Annotated in this window: 20 protein-coding genes and 1 tRNA gene; 8 read left to right on the top strand and 13 right to left on the bottom strand. The window is 65.3% G+C overall.

Annotated features, from left to right (window positions below):
• The first annotated feature begins 23 nt into the window (after positions 1-23).
• Positions 24-1,220: an amino acid aminotransferase gene (locus tag ACIPK7_RS00305; protein WP_401084308.1), complete on the top strand. Its 1,197-nt coding sequence runs from the start codon at positions 24-26 to the stop codon at positions 1,218-1,220.
• Positions 1,221-1,289: 69 nt separating this feature from the next.
• Positions 1,290-1,365, top strand: a tRNA-Asn gene (locus ACIPK7_RS00310).
• A 111-nt stretch (positions 1,366-1,476) separates the two neighbouring features.
• Here the strand turns inward: ACIPK7_RS00310 and ACIPK7_RS00315 are convergent.
• The 9 genes from ACIPK7_RS00315 to ACIPK7_RS00355 form a co-directional block, all read right to left on the bottom strand.
• Complete coding sequence (locus ACIPK7_RS00315; RefSeq protein ID WP_192430247.1) at positions 1,477-1,824, bottom strand: ComEA family DNA-binding protein; 348 nt, start codon at positions 1,822-1,824, stop codon at positions 1,477-1,479.
• Positions 1,825-2,017: 193 nt separating this feature from the next.
• Positions 2,018-4,006, bottom strand: a complete 1,989-nt coding sequence (locus ACIPK7_RS00320; RefSeq protein ID WP_192430248.1) for a nucleoside-diphosphate sugar epimerase/dehydratase — start codon at positions 4,004-4,006, stop codon at positions 2,018-2,020.
• Between the two features lie 71 nt (positions 4,007-4,077).
• Positions 4,078-5,103, bottom strand: coding sequence for a glycosyltransferase family 4 protein (locus tag ACIPK7_RS00325; protein WP_192430249.1), 1,026 nt, complete (start codon positions 5,101-5,103; stop codon positions 4,078-4,080).
• Positions 5,100-6,062 carry an SDR family oxidoreductase gene (locus ACIPK7_RS00330; RefSeq protein ID WP_192430250.1) on the bottom strand — a complete coding sequence of 321 codons (963 nt, stop codon included), beginning with the start codon at positions 6,060-6,062 and terminating at the stop codon, positions 5,100-5,102. The genes ACIPK7_RS00325 and ACIPK7_RS00330 overlap by 4 nt, the downstream gene beginning before the upstream one ends.
• Before the next feature lie 55 nt (positions 6,063-6,117).
• Positions 6,118-7,269 carry a tetratricopeptide repeat protein gene (locus tag ACIPK7_RS00335; RefSeq protein WP_192430251.1) on the bottom strand — a complete coding sequence of 384 codons (1,152 nt, stop codon included), beginning with the start codon at positions 7,267-7,269 and terminating at the stop codon, positions 6,118-6,120.
• Complete coding sequence (locus ACIPK7_RS00340) at positions 7,262-7,567, bottom strand: lipopolysaccharide assembly LapA domain-containing protein (RefSeq protein WP_081519338.1); 306 nt, start codon at positions 7,565-7,567, stop codon at positions 7,262-7,264. The genes ACIPK7_RS00335 and ACIPK7_RS00340 overlap by 8 nt, the downstream gene beginning before the upstream one ends.
• A gap of 33 nt (positions 7,568-7,600) precedes the next feature.
• A complete protein-coding gene (gene ihfB / locus ACIPK7_RS00345; RefSeq protein ID WP_015478091.1) occupies positions 7,601-7,885 on the bottom strand; it encodes an integration host factor subunit beta in 285 nt (94 codons plus the stop codon).
• A 197-nt stretch (positions 7,886-8,082) separates the two neighbouring features.
• Positions 8,083-8,682 (bottom strand): FMN-dependent NADH-azoreductase, encoded by a 600-nt coding sequence (locus ACIPK7_RS00350; protein ID WP_401084314.1) that lies wholly within the window; start codon positions 8,680-8,682, stop codon positions 8,083-8,085.
• Between the two features lie 141 nt (positions 8,683-8,823).
• Positions 8,824-9,138, bottom strand: a complete 315-nt coding sequence (locus ACIPK7_RS00355; protein ID WP_192430253.1) for a 3-phosphoglycerate kinase — start codon at positions 9,136-9,138, stop codon at positions 8,824-8,826.
• A 55-nt stretch (positions 9,139-9,193) separates the two neighbouring features.
• On the opposite strand from ACIPK7_RS00355, the gene ACIPK7_RS00360 reads away from it, so the two are divergent.
• The 4 genes from ACIPK7_RS00360 to ACIPK7_RS00375 all read left to right on the top strand — a co-directional run bounded on the left by ACIPK7_RS00360 (position 9,194) and on the right by ACIPK7_RS00375 (position 13,442).
• The gene (locus ACIPK7_RS00360) at positions 9,194-10,120 is read left to right on the top strand and encodes a LysR family transcriptional regulator (RefSeq protein ID WP_081519335.1); all 927 of its coding nucleotides are present in this window, start codon (positions 9,194-9,196) and stop codon (positions 10,118-10,120) included.
• Between the two features lie 30 nt (positions 10,121-10,150).
• Positions 10,151-10,942, top strand: a complete 792-nt coding sequence (locus ACIPK7_RS00365; RefSeq protein ID WP_401084317.1) for an alpha/beta fold hydrolase — start codon at positions 10,151-10,153, stop codon at positions 10,940-10,942.
• Between the two features lie 29 nt (positions 10,943-10,971).
• Positions 10,972-11,532, top strand: coding sequence for a peptidylprolyl isomerase (locus tag ACIPK7_RS00370; protein ID WP_401085547.1), 561 nt, complete (start codon positions 10,972-10,974; stop codon positions 11,530-11,532).
• A 77-nt stretch (positions 11,533-11,609) separates the two neighbouring features.
• A complete protein-coding gene (locus ACIPK7_RS00375; RefSeq protein ID WP_192430255.1) occupies positions 11,610-13,442 on the top strand; it encodes an ABC transporter ATP-binding protein in 1,833 nt (610 codons plus the stop codon).
• A 93-nt stretch (positions 13,443-13,535) separates the two neighbouring features.
• On the opposite strand, the gene ACIPK7_RS00380 is transcribed toward ACIPK7_RS00375, so the two are convergent.
• Positions 13,536-14,534, bottom strand: coding sequence for an AraC family transcriptional regulator (locus ACIPK7_RS00380; protein ID WP_192430256.1), 999 nt, complete (start codon positions 14,532-14,534; stop codon positions 13,536-13,538).
• 148 nt (positions 14,535-14,682) lie between these two features.
• Between ACIPK7_RS00380 and ACIPK7_RS00385 the strand changes: the two genes are divergently transcribed.
• The gene (locus ACIPK7_RS00385; protein ID WP_192430257.1) at positions 14,683-15,000 is read left to right on the top strand and encodes an Mpo1-like protein; all 318 of its coding nucleotides are present in this window, start codon (positions 14,683-14,685) and stop codon (positions 14,998-15,000) included.
• Positions 15,001-15,012: 12 nt separating this feature from the next.
• Here the strand turns inward: ACIPK7_RS00385 and ACIPK7_RS00390 are convergent, their stop codons facing one another.
• Positions 15,013-16,533, bottom strand: coding sequence for a glycosyltransferase family 39 protein (locus tag ACIPK7_RS00390; protein WP_401084320.1), 1,521 nt, complete (start codon positions 16,531-16,533; stop codon positions 15,013-15,015).
• A 57-nt stretch (positions 16,534-16,590) separates the two neighbouring features.
• On the bottom strand, positions 16,591-20,907 hold the full coding sequence (locus tag ACIPK7_RS00395; protein ID WP_401084323.1) for a DEAD/DEAH box helicase: 4,317 nt from the start codon (positions 20,905-20,907) through the stop codon (positions 16,591-16,593).
• Between the two features lie 111 nt (positions 20,908-21,018).
• On the opposite strand from ACIPK7_RS00395, the gene ACIPK7_RS00400 reads away from it, so the two are divergent.
• Complete coding sequence (locus ACIPK7_RS00400) at positions 21,019-21,387, top strand: hypothetical protein (protein WP_192430260.1); 369 nt, start codon at positions 21,019-21,021, stop codon at positions 21,385-21,387.
• An 8-nt stretch (positions 21,388-21,395) separates the two neighbouring features.
• Here the strand turns inward: ACIPK7_RS00400 and ACIPK7_RS00405 are convergent, their stop codons facing one another.
• Complete coding sequence (locus ACIPK7_RS00405) at positions 21,396-22,958, bottom strand: sigma-54-dependent transcriptional regulator (RefSeq protein WP_192430261.1); 1,563 nt, start codon at positions 22,956-22,958, stop codon at positions 21,396-21,398.
• Positions 22,959-23,213 lie beyond the last annotated feature (255 nt).

Below are 23,213 nucleotides of genomic sequence, written 5' to 3' on the forward strand. Positions count from 1 at the left end.
CCCGCCTTAGAGCTGCTGCCAACATGAGTCTGTTCTCCGCTGTCGAAATGGCCCCCCGTGACCCGATCCTGGGCCTGAACGAAGCTTTCAACGCCGATACCCGTCCGGGCAAGATCAACCTGGGCGTAGGCGTTTATTACAACGAGGAAGGCCGTCTCCCGTTGCTGCGTGCCGTGCAGGCCGCGGAGAAAGCCCGCATCGAGGCCCACGCACCGCGCGGCTACCTGCCGATCGAAGGCATCGCCGCCTATGATTCCGGCGTGCAGAAGCTGCTGTTCGGCGCTGATTCCGAGCTGCTGGCCGAAGGCCGTGTGGTCACCACCCAGGCCGTCGGCGGTACCGGCGCGCTCAAGACCGGTGCCGACTTCCTCAAGCGCCTGCTGCCCAACGCGACCGTCGCCATCAGCGACCCGAGCTGGGAAAACCACCGCGCGCTGTTCGAAGCCGCCGGCTTCCCGGTGCAGAACTACCGCTACTACGACGCCGCCACCCATGGCGTTAACCGTGCCGGCCTGCTCGAAGACCTGAACGCCCTGCCTTCTCAATCGATCGTGGTTCTGCATGCCTGTTGCCACAACCCGACGGGCGTCGACCTGACCATGGACGACTGGAAGCAGGTCCTGGACGTGCTCAAGGCCAAGGGCCACGTGCCGTTCCTCGACATCGCTTACCAGGGCTTCGGTGACGGCATCGACGAAGATGCTTCCGCCGTGCGCCTGTTCGCCAAGTCGGGCCTGAACTTCTTCGTGTCCAGCTCCTTCTCCAAATCGTTCTCGCTGTACGGCGAGCGTGTTGGCGCCCTGTCGGTGGTGACCGACAGCCGCGAGGAGTCCACCCGCGTCCTGTCCCAGGTCAAGCGCGTGATCCGCACCAACTACTCCAACCCGCCGACCCACGGCGCCAGCGTCGTCGCTGCTGTGCTGAACAGCCCGGAACTGCGTGCAGTCTGGGAAGAAGAGCTGGGCGAAATGCGCACCCGCATCCGCGCCATGCGCGTGGCCATGGTCGAGCAACTGGCCGCCCTGGGCGCCAAGCGCGACTTCAGCTTCGTTGCCGAGCAGCGCGGTATGTTCTCCTACTCCGGCCTGACCGCCGAGCAGGTTGAGCGCCTGAAGAACGAATTCGGCATCTACGCTGTCGGCACCGGCCGCATCTGCGTCGCCGCGCTGAACAACGGCAACCTGGACACCGTCACCCGCGCCATCGTCCAGGTGCTGTAAAAAAATCAGGGGAAGTCGTCGGCACTATGTTGACTTCCCCTTTTTAATCAGTAAGATACGCCTCGTTGTTCCGCGATAGCTCAGTCGGTAGAGCAAATGACTGTTAATCATTGGGTCCCTGGTTCGAGTCCAGGTCGCGGAGCCAAAATTCAAAGCCCTCGGCACACGCCGGGGGCTTTTTTATTGAGCCGGAGAAATGCGCCCCATTGAAAAAAGCCGGCCAGTGACCGGCTTTTTCATTTCACCAGGCAAAGGTTCAGAGCGAGATCCTGTCCCGGTTCTTGTCCAAAGTGCCCTTGCCGATACCCTTCACTTCCAGCAGTTGATCGACCGTGGTGAACGGCCCGCTGCTGGTCCGATAGTCGATGATGGCCTGGGCCTTCACCTTGCCGATGCCCTTCAAGGACTTCTGCAATTCTTCGACGGATGCCGTGTTGATGTTTACCGCCTCGACTTGGGCGACAGGCGCCTTGGCAATCGGCGCCGATACTTCGACCGCTGGCTTGCTGACAGGTTGAGTGCTGGTGGCAGCCTGGACGACACCACCAAAAGACAGGCTGGTGAACAAGATCAAGCTGGCGATGGAGAGCAGGTTCTTTTTCATGAGTCATTCCTTGAAATGAGAGGCTTCTAGGCGGGCGCGAAGGCGCCGCCCAGTGACCATATCGCCAGGAGTACTCGTGAGAACCTTGGTTTAGAGAGTCGACGCCAGTTTCCGGCGCCGCCGACAGATCGCCAGGAAAGAGCTGACGATGCTTGCAGACGCGGCGATCAAAGCGTCTGCTAGGAGCCCGGTATCAGGGCTCCATCCGCCGTTGCTGGTGGATCAGATCGACGATCTCTCCCTCGGGGCAATAGCCGCTGACGGTTTCCCGCAACAGTTGCCGCACCCGCGCGTAGTTGCCCTGGTCCACCGCCCTGAGCAGGTCCGCCAGGACGAGCTTGAAGCCCTCCCAGTGCATCAGCTCCTCGTTGGCCTTCATGATCATCGGATGCTCGGTGGCGCTGACGTTGTCGCCAATCAGCAGCTCCTCATAGAGCTTCTCGCCAGGCCGCAGACCGCTGAACTCGATGGAGATGTCGCCGTGGGGAGTTCGCTCGGAACGAACGCTCAGGCCCGACAGGTGGATCATCCGCTCGGCCAGTTCGAGGATCTTTACCGGCTGCCCCATGTCCAGCACGAAGACGTCGCCACCGCGCCCCATGGAGCCGGCCTGGATCACCAACTGGGCCGCCTCCGGGATGGTCATGAAGTACCGGGTGATGCCCGGATGGGTCACGGTGACCGGCCCGCCGCGCTTGATCTGCTCGCGGAACAGTGGGATGACCGAGCCGGACGAGCCGAGCACATTGCCGAAGCGCACCATGGTGAAACGGGTCTTATTGACCTGGTGCACCCCGGATTTATCGCCGAACAGCACTGGCGCCGATTCCTGGCTCAGGGCCTGGAGGATCATCTCCGCCAGGCGCTTGGTACTCCCCATCACATTGGTCGGGCGCACAGCCTTGTCAGTGGAAATCAGCACGAAGTGCTCGACACCAGCCTGCACCGCCACTTGCGCGGTATGCAGGGTCCCTATCACATTGTTCAGCACGCCCTCGGAAATGTTGTGCTCGACGATCGGCACGTGCTTGTAGGCAGCGGCGTGGTAAACGGTGACGACCTTCCAGGTGCGCATCACATCCAGCAGGCGCTCGGCGCTGCGCACGGACCCCAGGATCGGCACCAGTTGCACCGCGAGAGACTCGCGCTTGATGCGGTTTTCCAGCTCCTGGTGCACGCGGTAGAGGTTGTATTCGCTGTGCTCGAACAGCACCAGCACGGTGGGCGATGAGCCGAGGATCTGGCGGCAGAGCTCCGATCCGATGGAGCCGCCCGCACCCGTGACCATCACAACTTCGCCACGAATGCAGTGCTCGAACAACTCCTTGCGCGGCTCGACCGGGTCACGCCCAAGCAGGTCGGCGATGTCCACTTCCTGAATGTCGTCCACCCGAACCCGACCGTTAGCCAGCTCGATGAATCCCGGCACGCTTCGTACGTGAACCGGGTAGGGCTCGAGCAGGCCGAGGATTTCACGGCGCCGGGCGCGGGTAGCAGAAGGGATCGCCAGCAGCACTTCCTGGACCCCGGTCTCGTCGATCATCTGCTGGATGTGCTTGGGCTTGTAGACGCGCAGACCCGCGATAACGCGGTTGGCGATCTCGTCATCGTCATCGATGAAGGCCACCGGGCGCATCGCACGTCCCAGGCGCAACGCCGCCACCAGTTGGTTGCCGGCAGAACCGGCACCATACACCGCCACCTTGGGCAGGCCATCCTGTTGCTTGAGGAAGGGTACCGCCTGGACGGTGCTGTACCAGTCCCCCATGAAATACTGGCGCATGGCCAGGCGTAGGCCGCCGATCATCAACAGGCTTAGCCACCAGTAGTTCAGCACCAGAGAGCGCGGAACCATTTCGGTCACTGAGCGGTTCCAGTAGACCACTAGCGAGAGCAGCAGCGCCGAGATGGTCACCGCCTTCCAGATGGCGATCAGCGCGTCATTGCCCAGATAACGCATCACCGCACGGTACATGCCGAAGCGGATGAACAACGGGATCGCCACTGTCGGCGCCGCCACGAACAGCCAGCCATGAACGCGCAACGGATACTCCAGATCATCCGTACCCAGTCGCACGATGAACGCCAGCCACAGCGAGAACCACACCAGACAGATATCTGTGGCGACCTGCAATAGCCGTTTATGTCGTCTCGGAAGCCTCAGCAGGCGTTCTCGGAGCATCAGCGCTTGTCCTTAATCCCGAGCGGAGAAAATCATCCACTCGCTACATTGACCACCAAATCCGGCGGAGTTCAGCTCACATCCTGTTCATCCGGGCGTCCCGCACCCAGATGAGCTACGACAAGCACCAACGGAGCATAGGCCACAATCAGCGCCAGCAAACCCGAAACATGCCCCAGTGCAGCCAGCAACGCCAGCGGTAACAGCCACAGCAGGTTGATCAAGGTGACCCACAGCGATACCCGCAGATGACTGCCAAAGCGCCGTGATATGCGCTGGTATGCGTGGCTGCGATGTGCTTCGTAGACGCGCTCGCCACGCATCAGGCGATGCACCAGAGTGAAGGTCGCATCGACGATGAATGCGCCAAGCAGGATCAACCAGCTCCAGACCAGCGGCTGCGCTACCGACGCCGCCTGCAATGCCAGGCCGCCGAGGATCAACCCCAGGAATCCACTGCCCGCATCCCCCATGAAGATCCGCGCCGGGGGAAAGTTCCAGACCAGGAACCCCGCCGCCGCCATGCCCAGGATCAAGGGCAACCACACCAGTTGCGACTCGCCGACGAACCACCCGCAGAGGGCTCCGCCCAAGCAGACGCTGATAGCTTCCAGGCCGGCAATCCCGTCGATGCCGTCCATGAAGTTGTACAGGTTGAGCAGCCAGACCAGGAACACCACGCCCAGCAGGTCGCCGGCCAAACCCAGGTCCAAAGGTCCCCACGGCATAGTCAGCGCAGGCAGCCCACCGAGCCAGCCAAGCAGCCAGAACGCGGCGACAAAATGCCCGAGCAGCCGCCAACGCGCCGGAATATGACGGTGATCGTCCAGGAAACCTATGACCGCAACCAGAGAGCCGGCCGGCAATAGGGCCAACAGACTGCGGCCATCCACGGCGCCGAGAACAGCGGCCAGCGGTAGGCAGCCCAGGAAGCCCAACACTATGGCAACTCCGCCGCCGCGGGGCGTGGGAATCTGATGCGAACTGCGAGCGTTGGGAATATCCATGATGCTGCGCGCCAGTGCGTAGCGGCGCACGCCAGCAGTCATCACCCAGGATGCTATGAATACGACCACCAGCAGAATACCCATGCTCATCGTCCCTGCTCCTGATCACGCCCCTGCGCCGCTTCCCTCAGGGCTTGCTCGACGCTGACCGGCGGAGTCCAACCCAGTCGACTGCGCGTCGCGGAAATATCCACCTGCAGCGATCCCAGCAAGCGCTGGACCTGCCGGCTCCGCCCGGTCAGCAGCCCGAGCAGGCGCAGCAGCGCGGCGGGAACCGGCAGCAACCGCGGGCGAACCTCCAAAGCTCTGCTCAGGCCACGGCACAGCTGTGCCGTCGACAAATCTTCGCCGTCGCTAACCAGAAATACCTGCCCGGCGGCTGCCGGATGACGCGTGCAAAGCACCAGTAGGTCCACCAGGTTATCCCGCGCCACCAGGCTTCGACGATTATCGATAGAGCCAAAGGGCAACGGCAGGCGACGCTGCAAGGCGCGCATCAGGCTGGCGAAATTGGCCTTCACACCCGGACCATAGACCAGCGGCGGGCGCACCACAGCAACTTCGAGCCCGGTCTGGCGGGCCACGTCGAACAAAGCCTGTTCGGCTTCGAGCTTGGATTGCCCGTAAGGGTCCTGCGGTTGCGGCTCGGCGTCGGCAGTAAAGGGATGACCCGGCGCAGTCTCCTCGCCATTGACCTTGATCGAACTGACAAAGACGAAGCGCTTCGCACCAGCTGCCGCGGTCTGCTGCGCCAGATGCCGGGTCGCCTCGACGTTCACCGCGCGAAACTCGGCAAGCGGATCCGCCGCCTGCTCGTCCATGACATGAACGCGGGCAGCGCAGTGAATCACCACGTCCACCCCTTGCAGGGCCTGCGTCCAGGATTGCGCCACGCTCAACCCGTCGATGAGCGCCACCTCGACACCTTCGGGGTACTGTGCGATGGCGCCACGCTGGGCGACGCGAACCTGCACGTTATCTTCCTGGCACAAGCGCGCCAGTACGCCTCGGCCGACAAAACCGCTCGCACCCGTGAGAAGAACCTTCAATACAGTACCTGCAGAACCTGACGCCAGCGGCGTCTTCCATGTTTGAGCGAGCGCGTCAGAGCGGCGAAATGACCGGCCGCAGCGCATTCCAAGCGTGGCAACTGGGACATTGCCAGTGCAGTTCGCGGCCGGCAAAACCGCACTTGCCGCATCGATAGCGCGGCATTGTCTTATACAACCCGATGATTATTGGAGCGATTTTTCCCGTCGCCGAGTCTTTTTCCGTGTCGCTCCCCACTACTTCCAGGTATTCGCCCACACCTTGCCAGGAGGGATGGCGTTCCACCCGCTCCAGCATTCTTTCGCGCCAGCTGGAAGAACGCCCCGGCTGCTCGCTGTCGGCCAACAGCGCGAGGATCGCCGGCGGTACTTCCTCGCCCCCTGCCAGCTCGCGCAAACAAGCCAGCACCTCAGGCCGGGCAAGGCCGTCGTGGCGACGCAACAGCGGAACGATCTCGCCCAGGAAGGCCTTGGCATCGCTCGCCAGTTCGCCGATGGTGGCGACGGCAGCGGCCGGATCCTTGCGCCACAACTCGCAGTCCAGCCGCATCAGCAGAGCGCGTACACAGCGCTTGTCGACGCGACGAGCCTCGCGCAGCAGCTCCTGCATGGCACTGCGATCCCCAGTCTTGCCTTTTTCCTGAGCGAGCTCGCAGTAGTAGTTGGCCAGCGCCGCGCTCAACTCGGGCCGGCTCGACACCAGCCGGGCGGCCAGTTCGATCGCGCGGGACCAATTCTTCTCGCGCTCGCAGATGAGGCGCTGTTCATCCAGCGCCTCAAGCGAGATAGGCTCATCACGCTGCTGGGTCAGCTCGTCCAGCAACTCCTCGGCGCTGCCGAGCAAGCCGCCGGCAATATAGTCTCGAGCCAGCTCCAGGCGCACTTGCGCCACCAGCGAACCATCTTCGCCGGCGCGTCCCAGCAGGTCCTGGTGGATGTGAATGGCTTTCTCGATATCGCCACGGCGGCGGAACAGGTTGCCAACGTGAAGGTGGCTTTCGAGCGTTTCCGGGCTGACGACCAGGCCCTGGGAAAGGCTTTCCAGCGCGTCGTCGGAATGTCGCTCCAGCAGATTGTGCATGCTGTGGACGCGCGCCCGGAGGTTCGACTCGGACGCTGGCTGGGTTCGGGAAAGAGAGCGACGCCCCATCCACCAGCCGATGGCCAGGGCACAGAAGAAGAACAGCGTGGCGATGACGCTAGGCATGGTCCGTCAGCGACTTTTCACGCAGCGCGTCATTCTCCTTGCGGAAACGGGTGACTTCTGAACGCAGCCCGGTCATGCGGACGTGCGTCTTAGCGCGGAAGGGAATGCTCAGCAGCAGGCCGATCACGCCGCCGACGATGAAGGCAAGGGAGATGAAGACTACCAGCGGCCACTGCGGCGACTGCCAGCCGAGGAAGGTCAGCTGCGCGGGCTGCAGGTTTTCAAGGACGAAAACCACGACGACGGCAGCCAGGACGACCAGTGCCAGAATCAGCAGGAAACGTTTTGCCCGAAGCATGGACACTCCTTCTTGAAGACGGATACCCCGGGTTCATTCGGGTTCGTTGACGCGGTCGCGCAACTCCTTGCCAGGCTTGAAGTGCGGGACGAACTTGCCATCCAGGCGCACGGACTCGCCGGTCTTCGGGTTGCGGCCGGTGCGCGGCGCACGGTAATGCAGCGAGAAGCTACCGAAACCCCGGATTTCGATGCGATCCCCAGTGGCCAGAGCCTGGGACATTTGCTCAAGCATGGTCTTGATCGCCAGCTCCACATCCTTTGCGGAAAGCTGCCCCTGATGGGTGACGATTCTCTCGATCAACTCCGACTTGGTCATGGTTTTCCCTTCTTTTTCAAGCGGCTAGATCAGCTCTAGGTTCTTTTAGCATGCTGGTCATGCTTTGAACAGCCCGAACGGGAAGGATGTGTTTTCATCCGGTCAAGTAGTTGGCAAATAAAAAATGGCCGATTCCTGGGGAAGGAATCGGCCACGGTCGCGCCCAGGAGCGGGAGGACGCGCAAACAGGAAACGGATCAAGCGATGGCGGCGACCTGCGCCTTGGCCTTGGCCAGGCCCTTCTCGGCGAATTCACCACCCATGTTCAGGCCTTCGGCATGGATGAAGGTCACGTCGTGGATGCCGACAAAACCCAGCGCCTGGCGCAGGTAGGGTTCCTGGTGATCCAGCGCACCGCCGGCGTAGACGCCGCCACGGCTGGTCAGGACGAAGGCGCGCTTGCCGGTGAGCAGACCCTGCGGGCCGGTCTCGGTGTACTTGAAGGTGACGCCGGCGCGCAGCACGTGGTCCAGCCAGGACTTCAGGGTGCTGGGGATGGCGAAGTTGTACATCGGCGCAGCCAGGACCAGCACGTCGGCAGCCTGCAGTTCGGCGGTCAGTTGGTTGGAGCGTTCAAGCGCGGCGCGTTCGATCTCGCTGTGCTCCTGAGCCGGCTTCATCCAGCCGCCTAGCAGATTGGCGTCCAGGTGCGGCACCTGCTCGACGACCAGGTCGCGCACCTGGATCTCGTCGGCCGGGTGAGCGGCCTGCCACTGGGCGATGAAATCGCGGGTCAGTTGGCGGGAAACGGAACCTTCCTGACGGGCACTGCTTTCGATAACCAGGACGCGGGACATGGACTGGACCTCCATCGGTCGTTGAATGTGTCGATGGAGGTCATCCTAAAGATGAACAAATCGATAAAAAAGCGTAAATAGTCGCTTCTAATTATCGAATAAATTGATTTCTTACCTGACTGCTTCTAGTCTTGGGGGAACTCAGGAAGGGTTGCAGGTCAGCTTGATGCGCAGCTTGATCACTGCGCGGCTGAAGCTGGAAGTCAGGTTGGCCTCCTTGCCCGGTGCAATGGTCGCCTTGCGCACATGCGGCGTCTCGGGACCGTTGACGAAGACCGCAGTGCAGGTCACCGGCTGCTGGCCGCCGTTGCGCAGGAGGATCGCCCCCATCTGGTCACCGATGTCCTGGGTCTCGATATCCACCTCGGTGCCATTGAGGCTCTTCTGCACTTCGATGGGATAGGCCAGGGCGGTCAGCGGAAGCATGGCCAGAACGGCACAACAGAATTTTTTCATGGCGGTCTCTTGTAGGTCTTCTGCGGACCGCCAGAGTAGACAAGAGGAAGCGAGGATGAAAGCGCCCCGCGTTACCCTGGATCAGTGGAGAACCCTGCAGGCCGTGGTCGACCATGGCGGCTTCGCCCAGGCGGCGGAAGCCCTGCACCGTTCGCAGTCGTCGATCAGCTACACCGTGGCGCGCATGCAGGAGCAGCTCGGCGTGCCGCTGTTGCGCATCGACGGGCGCAAGGCCGTGCTCACCGAAGCCGGCGAGGTACTCCTGCGCCGCTCACGGCAACTGGTGAAATCCGCCGGCCAGCTGGAAGAGCTGGCCCACCATATGGAGCAGGGCTGGGAGCCGGAAGTGCGCCTGGTTGTCGACGCCGCCTATCCCACCGTGCGTCTGGTGCGCTCGCTGTCGGCCTTCATGCCGCAGAGTCGCGGCTGTCGCGTGCTGCTGCGCGAGGAAGTGCTGTCGGGCGTAGAGGAAGCGCTGGTGCAGGGCCATGCGGATCTCGCCATCAGCGGCCTGAACATTCCCGGCCACTTGGGCGCAGACCTATCCATCGTCGACTTCGTCGCTGTCGCCCACCCCGATCATCCGCTGCATCGCCTGCAACGCGAGGTCACCCACCAGGATCTGGAAACCCAGATGCAGGTAGTGATCCGCGACTCCGGCCGCCTGCAACCGCGCGACGTCGGCTGGCTCGGCGCCGAGCAACGCTGGACCGTCGGCAGCCTCGCCACTGCCGCCACCTTCGTCAGCAACGGCCTGGGCTTCGCCTGGCTGCCGCGACACATGATCGAGCGCGAACTGCGCGACGGCCAGCTCAAGCCCTTGTTGATGAAACAGGGCGGCGTGCGCGAGAGCCGCTTCTATCTTTATCCGAACAAGGAAAAGCCCCTGGGCCCGGCCACGCAGATACTCGTGGAACTGCTGACCACCTTCGCCAACGTGCCCCTCGACGCCCATTTCGCCGCCCCGGAAAGCCCGGCCTGAGCCCACAGCCGCCCGAACAAGGAGCCCGTCATGCCGTTCTTCGACCACGCCGGTCATCGCCTGCACTACGAGGAAAGCGGTTTCGGCACGCCGGTGCTGCTGGTGCATGGGCTCGGTTCCAGCACCCGCGACTGGGAATACCAGGTGCCGGAGCTGGAGAAACGTCATCGGGTGATCGCCCTCGACGTACGCGGCCACGGCCAGTCGGACAAACCGCGCCAGCGTTACAGCATCGCCGCCTTCGCCGAGGACGTGATCGCCCTGCTCGATCACCTGAGCCTGGGACGTGTGCACCTGGTGGGCATCAGCATGGGCGGCATGATCGGCTTCGAACTCGCCACCCGCTGGCCGGAGCGGCTGAACAGCCTGACCATCGTCAACAGCGCCCCGGAAGTGAAACCGCACAGCCTGCGCGAGTACCTGGAAGTGGCGCGCCGGCTGTTCCTCGCCCACGTGTTGGGCCTGGATACGGTAGGCAAGGCGCTGGGCAAGATGCTCTTCCCCAAGCCCGAACAGAGCGACCTGCGCCGCAAGATCCAGCAACGCTGGCCGCAGAACGACAAGCGCGCCTACCTCTCCAGCCTCCACGCTATCATCGGCTGGGGTGTGCAGGAACGCCTGGCGCGCATAACCTGTCCAACCCTGGTGATCAGCGCCGACCGCGACTACACCCCGGTCTCGCTCAAGCAGGCCTATGTCGGACGCATGCCCAACGCACGTCTGGTGGTGATCGAGGACTCGCGCCACGCCACGCCGCTGGACCAGCCGGAAAGATTCAATACCACCCTGCTCGACTTCCTCGAGCAGGTCGACCATCCCTAGAACCCTCAGGAAACATCCGCCAAATGACCCTGTTCAAACGCATCCTGCTCGCCGCCTGCTCCCTGGTCCTGGCCGGCTCGGCAATCGCCGCCGACGCCAACAAGCCCCACGTGCTGCTGTCCACCACCTCGGGTGAAATCGAAATCGAGCTGTACGCCGACAAGGCACCGATTTCCGTGAAGAACTACCTGTCCTACGTCGACAGTGGCTTCTACAACGGCACCATCTTCCATCGCGTGATTCCCAACTTCATGATCCAGGGCGGCGGATTCACCGAAGCCATGAAGGAGAAGGACACCCAGGCGCCGATCAAGAACGAGGCCGACAACGGCCTGCTCAACGAGCGCGGCACCCTGGCCATGGCACGCACCAGCGATGTGAATTCCGCCACCAGCCAGTTCTTCATCAACCTGACCGGCAACGACTTCCTCAACCACGGCGCCCGCGATTTCGGCTACGCGGTGTTCGGCAAGGTCGTGCGCGGCATGGGCGTGGTCGACCAGATCGCCGGTGTGAAGACCGGCAACAAAGGCATGTTCCAGGACGTACCGACCACCCCGGTGGTCATCCTCTCCGCCAAGCGTCTGTAAGTTTCCACAATTACGGCTGACGGAGGCCAATCAAGACGAGCCCAGGACGGGCTCGCCGACACAACCCGAGAGCCATCATGCTTTACCGTCGTTTCGAACGTCTGATCGATCCCTTCCGCGACACCCCCGAGCGCATGCCGCCTTCCGACGTCGTCCGCTTCTACGTCTACTACCTGCGCCAGGTCTGGCCGGTCTTCCTCGCCCTGCTCTTCGTCGGGCTGATCGTCGCACTGATCGAAGTCGCGCTGTTCAGCTACCTGGGGCGCATCGTCGACCTCGCGCAAGGCACCGCGCCTGCCAACTTCTTCACCGTGCACGGCCGCGAGCTGATCTGGATGGCGGTGGTCGCGCTGGTCCTGCGCCCGGTATTCAACGGCCTGCACGACATGCTGGTGCACCAGAGCATCAACCCCAGCATGACCAACCTGATCCGCTGGCAGAACCACCGCTACGTGCTCAAGCAGAGCCTGGGCTTCTTCCAGAACGACTTCGCCGGGCGCATCGCCCAGCGCATCATGCAGACCGGCAATTCCCTGCGCGATTCCGCCGTGCAGGTAGTCGACGCCATCTGGCACGTGGTGATCTACACCGTCAGCGCCCTGGTGCTGTTCGCCGAGGCTGACTGGCGCCTGATGATTCCGCTGGCGCTCTGGGTGTTCGGCTACGTCGGCGCGCTGGCTTACTTCGTGCCCCAGGTGAAGAGCCGCTCGGTGGCAGCCTCGGACTCGCGCTCCAAGCTCATGGGGCGGATCGTCGACGGCTACACCAACATCACCACCCTCAAGCTGTTCGCCCACACGCGCCAGGAAGAGGACTACGCCCGCGAAGCCATCGACGACCAGACCCGCAAGGCCCAGCGCGCCGGGCGCGTGGTGACCTCGATGGACGTCACCATCACCATCTTCAATGGCCTGCTGATCGCCGGCACTACGGGCCTCGCCCTGTGGCTGTGGACCCAATCGCTGATCTCGGTCGGCGCCATCGCCCTGGCCACCGGCCTGGTCATCCGCATCAACAACATGTCCGGCTGGATCATGTGGGTGGTCGGCGGCATCTTCGAGAACGTCGGACAGGTGCAGGACGGCATGCAGACCATCGCCCTGCCCCGCCAGGTGACCGATGCGCCCGACGCCAAACCGCTGGTGGTGAAGCACGGCGAAGTGCGCTTCGACCAGGTGAACTTCAGCTACGGCAAGGGCGGCGGCCTGATCAGCGGCCTCGACCTGACCGTGCGCCCCGGCGAGAAGATCGGCCTGGTCGGTCCTTCCGGTGCCGGCAAGTCGACCCTGGTTAACCTGCTGCTGCGCCTGTATGACCTGGAGGGCGGACGCATCCTGATCGACGGCCAGGACATCGCCCACGTGACCCAGGAAAGCCTGCGCGCGCAGATCGGCATGGTCACCCAGGACACCTCGCTGCTACACCGCTCGATCCGCTCCAACCTGCTCTACGGCCGCCCGGATGCCGGCGAGGCCGAGTTGCAGGACGCGATCCAGAAGGCCCGCGCCTCGGAGTTCATCCCGCAGCTGAGCGACGCAGAAGGGCGCACTGGCCTCGACGCTCACGTCGGCGAGCGCGGCGTCAAGCTCTCCGGCGGCCAACGCCAGCGCATCGCGATCACCCGTGTGCTACTCAAGGACGCGCCGATCCTGATCCTCGACGAGGCCACCTCGGCGCTGGATTCGGAAGTGGAAGCGGCGATCCAGGAAAGCCTGGAGACCCTGATGCAGGGCAAGACAGTGATCGCCATTGCCCACCGTCTCTCGACCATTGCGCGCATGGATCGCCTGGTGGTGCTGGAGCACGGTCGCGTGGTCGAGAGCGGCAGCCATGCCGAGCTGCTCGCCCATGGCGGGCTCTATGCGCGGCTGTGGCGACACCAGACCGGCGGGTTTGTCGGGGTGGATTGATCACGCCCCGCGCACGACCGTCCACGATTGTGCGTCGGAGCTTCCCTAGGAGCGGGCCATGCCCGCGATCAGCGTCGACAGGCAGTGCCTGATTCACAAGTCCTCGCGATACTCCCCCGGCGTCTTGCCGAACCAGCGGCGGAAGGCGCGGAAGAAGTTGCTCGGCTCCGAGAACCCCAGCAGGTAGGCAATCTCCAGCAGCGTCATGCGCGGCGTGGCGAGGTACTGCTGGGCCAGTTCGCGACGCGTATCGTCGAGCAGTTGCTGGTAGCTGGTGCCCTCTTCCTGCAGGCGACGCTGCAGCGTGCGCTCGGACAGGTGCAGCGCCTGCGCCACGCTCTCGCGCTTGGGTTCGCCTTGCGGCAACAGGCGACACAGCACCTGACGCGTCTGGTGGCTGAAGCGGCTGCTGACGAAGCGCGCCAGGTACTCCCCGGCGAAACGGTCGTGCAGCCGCGCCAGCTCCTCGTTGGCGGTGGGCAGCGGCGCGCTCATGTCCTCGTGGGAGAACAGCATCGCGCAGTCCGCATGGCCGAAGCTCAGCGGCGCCTGAAACAGCTCGCAGTAGGGTTCGACATCCGGCGGCGCCTCACCAGCCAGGCGCACCTCCAACGGCTTGATCGCCCGCCCGGTGATCCAGCGCAGCATGGCGATCAGGCTCGCCAGCGAGCACTCCGCGCTCTGCCGCGGCACGGGCAGGAGATCACCATGGACGACGATGCGGTACAGGCAGCCCTCAGGCAGGCGGCGGAAGGTCAGGTCGGCACCCTCGGCGATGATCCGCTGGTAGCGCTCCAGGCGCTCGAAACCCTCGCCCAGGTTGCGGCTGGACATCAGCGCATAGCCCACCACGGGGAACGCCGGCGTATGCACGCGAGCGATGTTCAGGCCGATGGCCGGGTTGCCGGACAGCTCCACGGCGCGGTTCCACAGGCGGCTCATGGCGTCTTGCGGGAAGCGCGCATCGGGGTCGTCGAGGGCGGCGAAATCAAGCCCCAGTTCGGCGAACAGCGCGCGGCAGTCGAGGCCTTCCAGCTCCAGCGACTGGACGATCCCCCGCACCCAGCTCGACAGGGTCGTACGCTCAGGCATGCAATTTCTTCTGGTTATGGTGGTGATCCGCGCCGATCGGCCGGAGAAGCCGGCGGCACAGGGGGATACTAAACTGGCCCCCTATGTCATCCGCAAGTCTGAAGGCACCAGCCTACACTGGCGCCATCACAACAACAGGAGGTGCGCCATGAGCACCCAGACCGCCGATCGATTCCAGAGCTTCGCCGAGTTCTACCCGTACTACCTGCAGGAACACAGCAACGCCGTGTGCCGCCGCCTGCACTACGTGGGCAGCCTGCTGGTGCTGTCGATCCTCGCCTACGCCATTTTTAGCGGCCACCTGCTGTGGCTGCTGGCCATGCCGCTGGCCGGCTACGGCTTCGCCTGGGTCGGCCACTTCGTGTTCGAGAAGAACCGCCCAGCCACCTTCAAGTACCCGCTGTGGTCGCTGATGGGCGACTGGGTAATGCTCAAGGACGCCTTCACCGGGCGCATCCGCTTCTGAGTCACTGAGCGATCAGCGCGCGGCGTTACGCAGCGACGCGCGCTCGAACAACAGCGCCTGTACTTCCCCGCCGGCATGCTGGGCAACGCGCCGCCAGCTCGAGGGAACGTCGGGAATCTCCTGGTCGTTGTAGCGACTCATCACCAGCCACACGCGGCCATCGCCTGGCGGCAGGTCGGCCAGGCGATCGACGAAGCTGTGCTGGCGGTCGTCGATCAGCGAACCGAAGCCATACTCGCCAGGTCGCCCGGAAGAGCCGTCGTCCGCTGGCGCGGTATAGAGCAGCGGCTCGATGCCGGTGCGGTTGTAGTAACGGAATGCCAGGTACCAGAGGATGTCGTCGACCACCACCCGGTCGCCGGCGCGGTAATGGGCGTTGACGAAGTCGACCATGCCGTCGAACTGCTCATCCGGGTCCGTTTCGAGGGCGCGTTCCAGGCCCATGCCCTGCAGGCCGAGCAGCGTGGCCAGCATCACTGCGCCGAGAACGCGCCGCGCCTCCAGCAGGCGGTCCAGCGCCAGCGCGAACAGCAGCGGCAGGCCGAGGGCAAAGGCCGTCAGGTAGCGCTCGACGAACACCGGCGAAACGAAGGACACACCATACAGCCCCAGCAGCGGCAGGCCGACGTACAGCGAGACCAACACGCCAGCGCGCTGGCGGCTGCGATCGTGACGCAGTACCAGCAACATCGCCCCCACCACCAGCAACGGCACGCCCGCCAGCAGGGGCCAGGACAGCTCGTTGCCATCGGATTGCGCCAGCCATTGCCAGAGCATGGAGGGAACGGAACGGCCATCCACCGGCGGCTCCCAGCCCACGTCGCCACCGGCGACCAGCACCGCCATATGCCGAACCAGGTCCAGCAGGCCGGGCAACCAGGGCAGGAACAGCACGGCGATGGCCAGGTTGGCCAGCCACCAGTCGCGGCGGCGCAGCGGAGTGTTCGGCAGCGACGCCAGCCAGGCCCAATGCACGAGCAGGCCGAACAGGCTGAAGTAGTGGGTGTAAAAAGCCGCCGTCATCAGCAGCACGTAGACCAGCAGATGACGACGCTTGCCCTCCTCCAGCCAGTAGAGCAAGGCCAGAGTCGCCGCCAGCAACCAGCAGCCGAGCAGCGAATACATGCGCACTTCCTGGCTATAGCGCACCGCCGTCGGCAGCACCACCAGCAGCAGAACGGCGAGCCAGGCCGCGCGGCGACTGGCGAGGCGCCAGGCCAGCCAGCCACCGAGGAATACCGCGAGCGTGCCGAATACCGCACTGAACAGGCGCAGCGAGAACACGCCCTCGCCCAGCAGCCCGGTCCACAGGTGCAGCAGATAGAAGTACAGCGGCGGATGCACGTCGCGGGCGGCGTGCTGCCAGAGTTGCAGCGGCGAATAGCGGGCGAGGAACAGGCTGGAGCTTTCGTCGCCCCAGATGGCCGAACCGGTCAGCTCATACAGGCGCAGACACAGAGCTAGCGCCAGCAGCGGCAGGAACCACCACTGGCGCAACAAGGCAAACAGACTCGGGGACTCGCGGGAAGACATCACAGCCTCGCAGGGAGAAACTGCCGTGCCGCTGAGTGTACGTCAGCCGCGCCCGGCTTACCGGCGGATCAGCAGTTCCCGCGCGCGGGCCTGGTCTTCCGGCGCCAGCTCCGCGAGCAGCTCCACCTCGCTGGCGATCAACGCGCCCACCGGCACACCATCGCGATAAAGCACGCGGTTGCCGCTCACCGCCGGTACCTTGCGCCCCGGCAACAGGGTGCCGGCCAGGTTCAGCGGATCGACTGCAGACACCACCACCCATTCGCCGCTCGCTTCACGGCGGCGCACTTCGCGCAACAGGCCGACGGCTTCGGGCAGGGCGAACTGCTCGCCGGTCAGCCCGGCGACGAAGCGCCCGCCACGGATTTCCCCGCGCGCCTCCAGGCGGTGATAGACCCGCAGCAGATCGCGCCACGGCGGCAGCCAGTCGGCTTCGCGGTCGAGCAGGCGCCAGCAGACCACGCCGTAGCGGCGCAGCAGGGTCATGGCGACATGTTCGAGCACTTCCGCCGGCAACCGCGCGCCCGGCTCCAGCGTGGAGCGACGCAGCAGCGCCCAGCGCCCGGCATCGGCCATGCCGAACAGTGGCGTGCGCGAGCGACGCTGCGGGTGCCGCCGCGCCGCCGGCATCAGCAGCGCGCGCAGGCCGGCGAAGCTGTCGGCATTCACCCGCCCCGCCGCTACCAGTTCGCCCAGCACGGTTTCCAGCTCGGTGCGCAGCAGGTGGCTGTCGCTGGCCAGTTCCTCGAAGAAAGACGCGCCTTGCTCCTTGAGCACCTCCAGCACCTTGCTGGCCTTGGCGGACAGCTCGGCATCCGCCTGCCCCGCGCTCAACGCGCTCCACTGCGCCATCTGTGCGCGGGGCAGCAGCACGATGGGCGTGCTCTTCAGCGGGCCGCCACGCCCCTTTGCAGCGGTTCGACCCGGCAGGCGCGCCCAGACGATGCGACCGGCGCGGCACAGGTCGTCCAGCCAGTTGATTCCGTAGTCGGCCACGCGGCTGGGCAGGATGTCGCTTTCCCAGGCAGCAGCGGCCGCCTGGAAGCCTTCCAGCTGGCTGAGCACGCCGGCCAGTGATTCCGCACCGCGCACCCGCGCTGCGCTGGAGACGCGCTGCCAGTCGAACAGGAAGCGCATGAAGTCCGCCCGCGCCACCGGCTCGATCTCCCGGCGCAGGCGCTTGACCGTGTAGCGGTGGATGCGCGCCAGCAGATGGCGTTCGCACCACTCGTCCTCGCTCGCGCCGGGGGTAAAGCGACCTCGCAGCACGTAGCCCTCACGCTCCAGGCTGGCGAGGGCGAAGCCGGTATCACCGGTGGCAATGCCCAGGTCATCCGCCAGTTCACGCAGCAGGCGCGGGCCGAAACCGGTCAGGCGCGCCCGCACCAGTTCGACCTGCGCTTCGTCCACCGCACAGGGCTCACACAGCGCCGCCGGTAGATCAAGCGAGTGCTTCATCGCGAGCTGCGGATGCAGCGCAAGCCATTGGCTGAGCCGTTCCGCCGCCACCCAGACGGCGCCCACGGGCAGTTCCAGGCGCGTCGCCCTCCCCGCCTTGGCCAGCGCGTGGAGCAGGAAGGGCCAGCCCTCGGTGGCCTGCGCCTCGCTGTCGCGAATGCCGCCCAGACCGGTCAGCGCCTCGTGCATTTCATCGGCGTCGCGGGCTTCGGGCCAGGTCTCGGCACGCACCGCGTCGATGGCATCGGCATCCAGCGCACCGAGGTCATCGGCGCTTTCCGGGTCGGTCCAGCGGCGGCTCTGCACGGCCTGGGTACGGCGTTCTTCCAGCGGCGCGTCGTCGAGGAAGGCGTACGGACTGGCGGACAATACCTCCGCCGCCAGCGGTGACGGCGCCGGCAGGTCGCGCGCCAGCAGGGTCACCGCACCGCTTTCCATGCGCCGCAGCAGGTTGAGCCAGCCTTCACAGTCCATCGCCTCGTGCAGGCAGTCGTCGAGGGTCTGCGCCACCAACGGATGATCGGGAATCTCGCGCTCGCCGACGATGTTCTCCAGGCACGCCACCTGATCGGGGAACACCGAGGCCAGCAGGTCTTCGCTGCGCATGCGCTGCAACTGCGGGGCGACCTTGCGCCCGCCGCTATAGCGCGGCAAGGCTAGCGCGGTAGTCGCGTTCCAGCGCCAGCGCACACCGAACAGCGGCGCGTCGAGCAGCGCCTGGATCAGCACATGCTCGGCGCTGTTGGAGTGCAGGTAGCGCCACACCTCATCCAGCGGGAAGCTGTGGCTGGTGGACAGCGAGAGGATGATCGCGTCCTCGGTGGCGGCGGCCTGCAGCTCAAAGTTGAAGGTACGACAGAAGCGCTTGCGCAACGCCAGTCCCCAGGCGCGATTGATGCGGCTGCCGTAGGGCGAATGGATGACCAGCTGCATGCCGCCGGATTCATCGAAGAAGCGCTCGAGGATCAGCGTCTTCTGCGTCGGCAGCGCGCCGAGGGCGTGGCGCGCGCGGGCCAGGTATTCCACCAGCTGCCGCGCCGCGGCGTCGCTCAAGCCAAGCAGCCCCTGCAGCCAGTCGATGGCCTGTGTCAGCGGTTCGGGGTCATTCGCACCCTGGGCGAGCAATTCGTCCAGTTGGCCGCGCAGGCGCGCGACGCTGGTGGACAGCTCGTCGGTACGCCCCGGCGCCTCGCCGAGCCAGAAAGGGATGTTCGGCGGCTGGCCCTGGGCGTCTTCGACGCGCACGCGTCCCGGCTCCACGCGCAGGATGCGGTAGGAAATATTGCCCAGCTGGAACACATCGCCGGCCAGGCTCTCCACCGCAAAGTCCTCGTTCACCGTGCCCACGGTGAGGCCTTGCGGCTCCAGCAGAACGGCGTAGTCGCCGGTATCGGGGATGGTGCCGCCGGAGGTCACGGCGGTGAGCTTGGCGCCGCGTCGGCCGCGCAGGCGTTGGTGCACGGCGTCACGGTGCAGGTACGCGCCACGCTGGCCGTTGCGGCTGGTGTAACCCTCGGCGAGAGTGCGCAGCATCGCGTCGAAGTGCTCGCGACTGAGGTCGGCATAGGGCTGCGCGGCGGTGAACAGTTCGAAAAGCGCGTCCTCGCGCCATTCCTGGCAGGCCACTTCAGCGACTATCTGCTGGGCCAGGACATCCAGCGGCGCGTGGGGAATGCTCAGGGCGTCCAACTCGTTCTGCCGCACGCTGTCGAGCAGCGCCACGCACTCGATCAGGTCGTCCCGCGAGGTCGGGAACAACCGCCCCTTGGGCGTGCCACCGACGCTGTGGCCGGAGCGGCCGACGCGCTGCAGGAAGGCGGCGATCGAGCGCGGCGAGCCGATCTGGCAAACCAGTTCGACGTCGCCGATGTCGATGCCCAGTTCCAGCGAGGCAGTGGCCACCAGCACCTTCAACTGGCCAGCCTTGAGTCGCCGCTCGGCGCCCAGGCGCAGTTCCTTGGACAGACTGCCGTGGTGCGCCGCCACCCAGCCGGCACCGATGCGCTCGGCCAGGTGCCGGGTGATGCGCTCGGACAGCCGCCGAGTGTTGACGAAGACCAGCGTGGTGCGGTGCTCGCTGGCCAGTTCGGCGAGGCGATCGTAGACCTTGTCCCAGACATCGTGGGACATCACCGCCTCCAGCGGCGCCGCCGGCACTTCCAGGTTCAGGTCGCGCTCGCGGCTGTAGCCGATGTCGACGATGCGACAGGCCTGGTGGCGGCCGACGAGAAAACCCGCCACCGCCTCGATGGGTTTCTGCGTGGCGGACAGGCCGATGCGCACCAGCGGCGCTTCGCACAATGCCTGCAGGCGCTCCAGTGACAGCGCCAGATGGCTGCCACGCTTGCTTGCGGCCAGTGCGTGGATTTCATCGACTATCACGCTGCGCGCGCCGGCCAGCATGGCGCGGCCGGAGTCCGAGCCGAGCAGCACGTAGAGCGATTCAGGTGTGGTGACGAGGATATGCGGCACCTGCCGACGCATGGCCTCGCGCTCGCTGGAGGTGGTGTCGCCGGTGCGTACCGCCGTGCGGATATCCACTTCCGGCAGGCCCATTTCGACCAGCGCCGCGCGGATGCCGGCCAGGGGCTCTTCGAGGTTGATGCGGATGTCGTTGGACAGCGCCTTGAGCGGCGAGACATAGACCACGGTGGTGCGATCGGGCAGCGCGTCGCCGTTCGCCAGCCCCTCGCGGACCAGCGCATCGATGGCCGAGAGGAAGGCCGTGAGCGTCTTGCCCGAACCGGTGGGCGCCGCCACCAGGGTCGATTCTCCGGCCTGGATCGCCGGCCACGCCTGCACCTGGGCTTGGGTCGGAGCCGGAAAATGCGCACGGAACCAGCCGGCCACCGCCGGGTGGAAGGCAGACAGCACATCGGCTCGCTTGGCGCGGGGGGAGGTTCGGGGAGCGCTCATGCAGACTAATATGGTGGCGCGCGAAGCCCGTCACAAGGACCACTGATCGCGCCTCGCCGCAGGCCGCACCAGCCGTTACTCTTCATTCACCCACCCGGCGGAAGTACATCGATGAGCGAGCGTGATCGCGACTATTACTGGGAGCAGGTCAGGCAGCAGAACAAGCAGAAGCCGCCCGAAGACCCGAAGCGCAACTGGCGGATGCTGGTGAAGCCGCTGCTGTGGTTCCTGATTCCCTTGCTGATCCTCGCCGCCGGCACCGCCCTGTGGCGCAACCCGGCCAGCCAATTCTGGCTGCACGAACGCTGGGTACTGCTGCAGATTCGTCTGGGCGTGACTCCTGACGGTCTGCAGACGACGCCCGCGGCCTCGCCCTACAGCGACAGCCCGCGCAAGCTGTCCGACTGCATCAAACCGGGCAATGTGATCGACGATGAAGTGCGGGCGTGCGTGAAGGGATATCAGCCGAAGACCTGGTGACCAGCGCCTCAGGACTCCTCGCTCTGCCCCAGCCCGTGCATCCGCAGCTTGTTGGCGATGGTGGTGTGCGACACCCCCAGCCGCTTGCCCAGTTGCCGGCTGCTCGGGTGCTCGCGGTAGAGCCGCTCCAGCACCGCGCGTTCGAAGCGGCCGACGATGGCGTCCAGCCCGCCTTCCAGGGAAAAATCCCCCAGCGGGTGCGGCGCACCGTAGTCCGGCAGGCGGATGTGCTCGGGGCGGATGGTGCCGCCTTCGCACAACGAAACCGCCTGGAACAGCGCGTTCTCCAACTGCCGCACGTTGCCCGGCCAGTGGTAGCGGCCGAGGCGGTCCAGCGCCTGCGGCGAGAGCCTGGGCAGCGGGCAGCCGATCTGCCGGCTGGCCTGGTCGAGGAAGTGCTCCACCAGCGGCTCCAGGCCGTCCAGGCATTCGCGCAGCGGCGGGATGTGCAGCGACAGCACGTTGAGGCGGTGGTAGAGGTCCTGGCGGAATTCGCCCTTGGTGCACAGCTCGGACAGGTCCACCTGGGTCGCGCAGATCACCCGCACGTCCAGGTACACCTCCTCGTCGCTGCCGACGCGGCGGAAGCAGCCGTCCTGCAGGAAGCGCAGCAGTTTGGCCTGTAGACGCGGGCTCATTTCTCCGACGCCATCGAGGAACAGCGTGCCCCCGGCAGTCAGCTCCAGCAGGCCGAGCTTGCCTTCCGGGCGCGCACCTTCGAAGGCGCCGGGGCCGTAGCCGAACAGCTCGGTCTCGGCCATGGATTCGGGCAGGCCGGCGCAATTCAGCGCCATGAACGGCGACTGCCCGCGCGGGCTGGCGAGGTGGCAGGCGCGGGCCAGCAGCTCCTTGCCGGTGCCGGTCTCGCCTTCGATCAGCAGCGGCGCGTCCAGCGGCGCCATGCGCCTTGCCTCGCGGACCACGGCCGCCATCACCCGCGAGCTCTGGAAGATGCTGTCGAAGCCGCGCAGCTCCAGGCGACGCACGTTGTAGATGCGCTCGCCGACCCGGTCAGCGCGGTGCAATGTGAGTACGGCGCCAGCCAGTGCTTCGCTTTCGTCGTGCTCGGTCTGCAGCGGCGCGATGTCGGCGAGGAACACGTCGCCCTTTACCTTAACTCGCAAGCCATTGATGCGCGCCTTGTTGGCCCGCACCAGTTCGGGCAGGTCCAGGTCTTCGACGTAGCGCGACAGGGGGATACCCGGCACTTCGTCGACGCGCACGCCCAGCAGCTGGGCGGCGGCGCGGTTGCCCGCGACTATCTGCCCGGCCATGTCGATGGACAGCACCGGGAACTCCAGCGCCGCCAGCAGTGCGTTTAGCTCGAGGTGGCGGCGCTCGCTGGGCATCAGGCCGACGCGCTTGACGCCGAACACGCCGGGCACCGCTTCAAGCTTGGGCTTGAGTGACTGGAACTGCAGGTTGATGAGGTTCGGGCAGAGCAGGTAGATGGCGTTGCCCTGCTCGCCGCCGACTTCGCCGCGGTTGACGTTGATGCCGTAGTCGACCAGCAGGTTGAGGATGTCGCGCAGGATGCCGACGCGGTTCTGGCAGTGCACTTTGATGCGCATGGCGGGCCCGTGGTTGTCGTTGTGATGGGCACTCCGGCACGGGTTTTCGCAAGGCGGCCGGAAATTACCGTCAAGAATATGTGACAGATCAGCGCACCTTCAAGCCATGGCGGGATGCTTGCGCCGCCAAGCGTAATTATTTCTTTACGGATTGCCGCTCAGGGCGCTGGCCAGCGCTGCGCCAGGGGGCTGATCGCCGGCGCGCATCGCGCTATTGATGAGTCATCACAAGAACAGGCAGCTCGACGCCGGAGG

The sequence above is a fragment of the Pseudomonas sp. NPDC086581 genome, from assembly GCF_044746165.1.
Taxonomy (GTDB): domain Bacteria; phylum Pseudomonadota; class Gammaproteobacteria; order Pseudomonadales; family Pseudomonadaceae; genus Pseudomonas.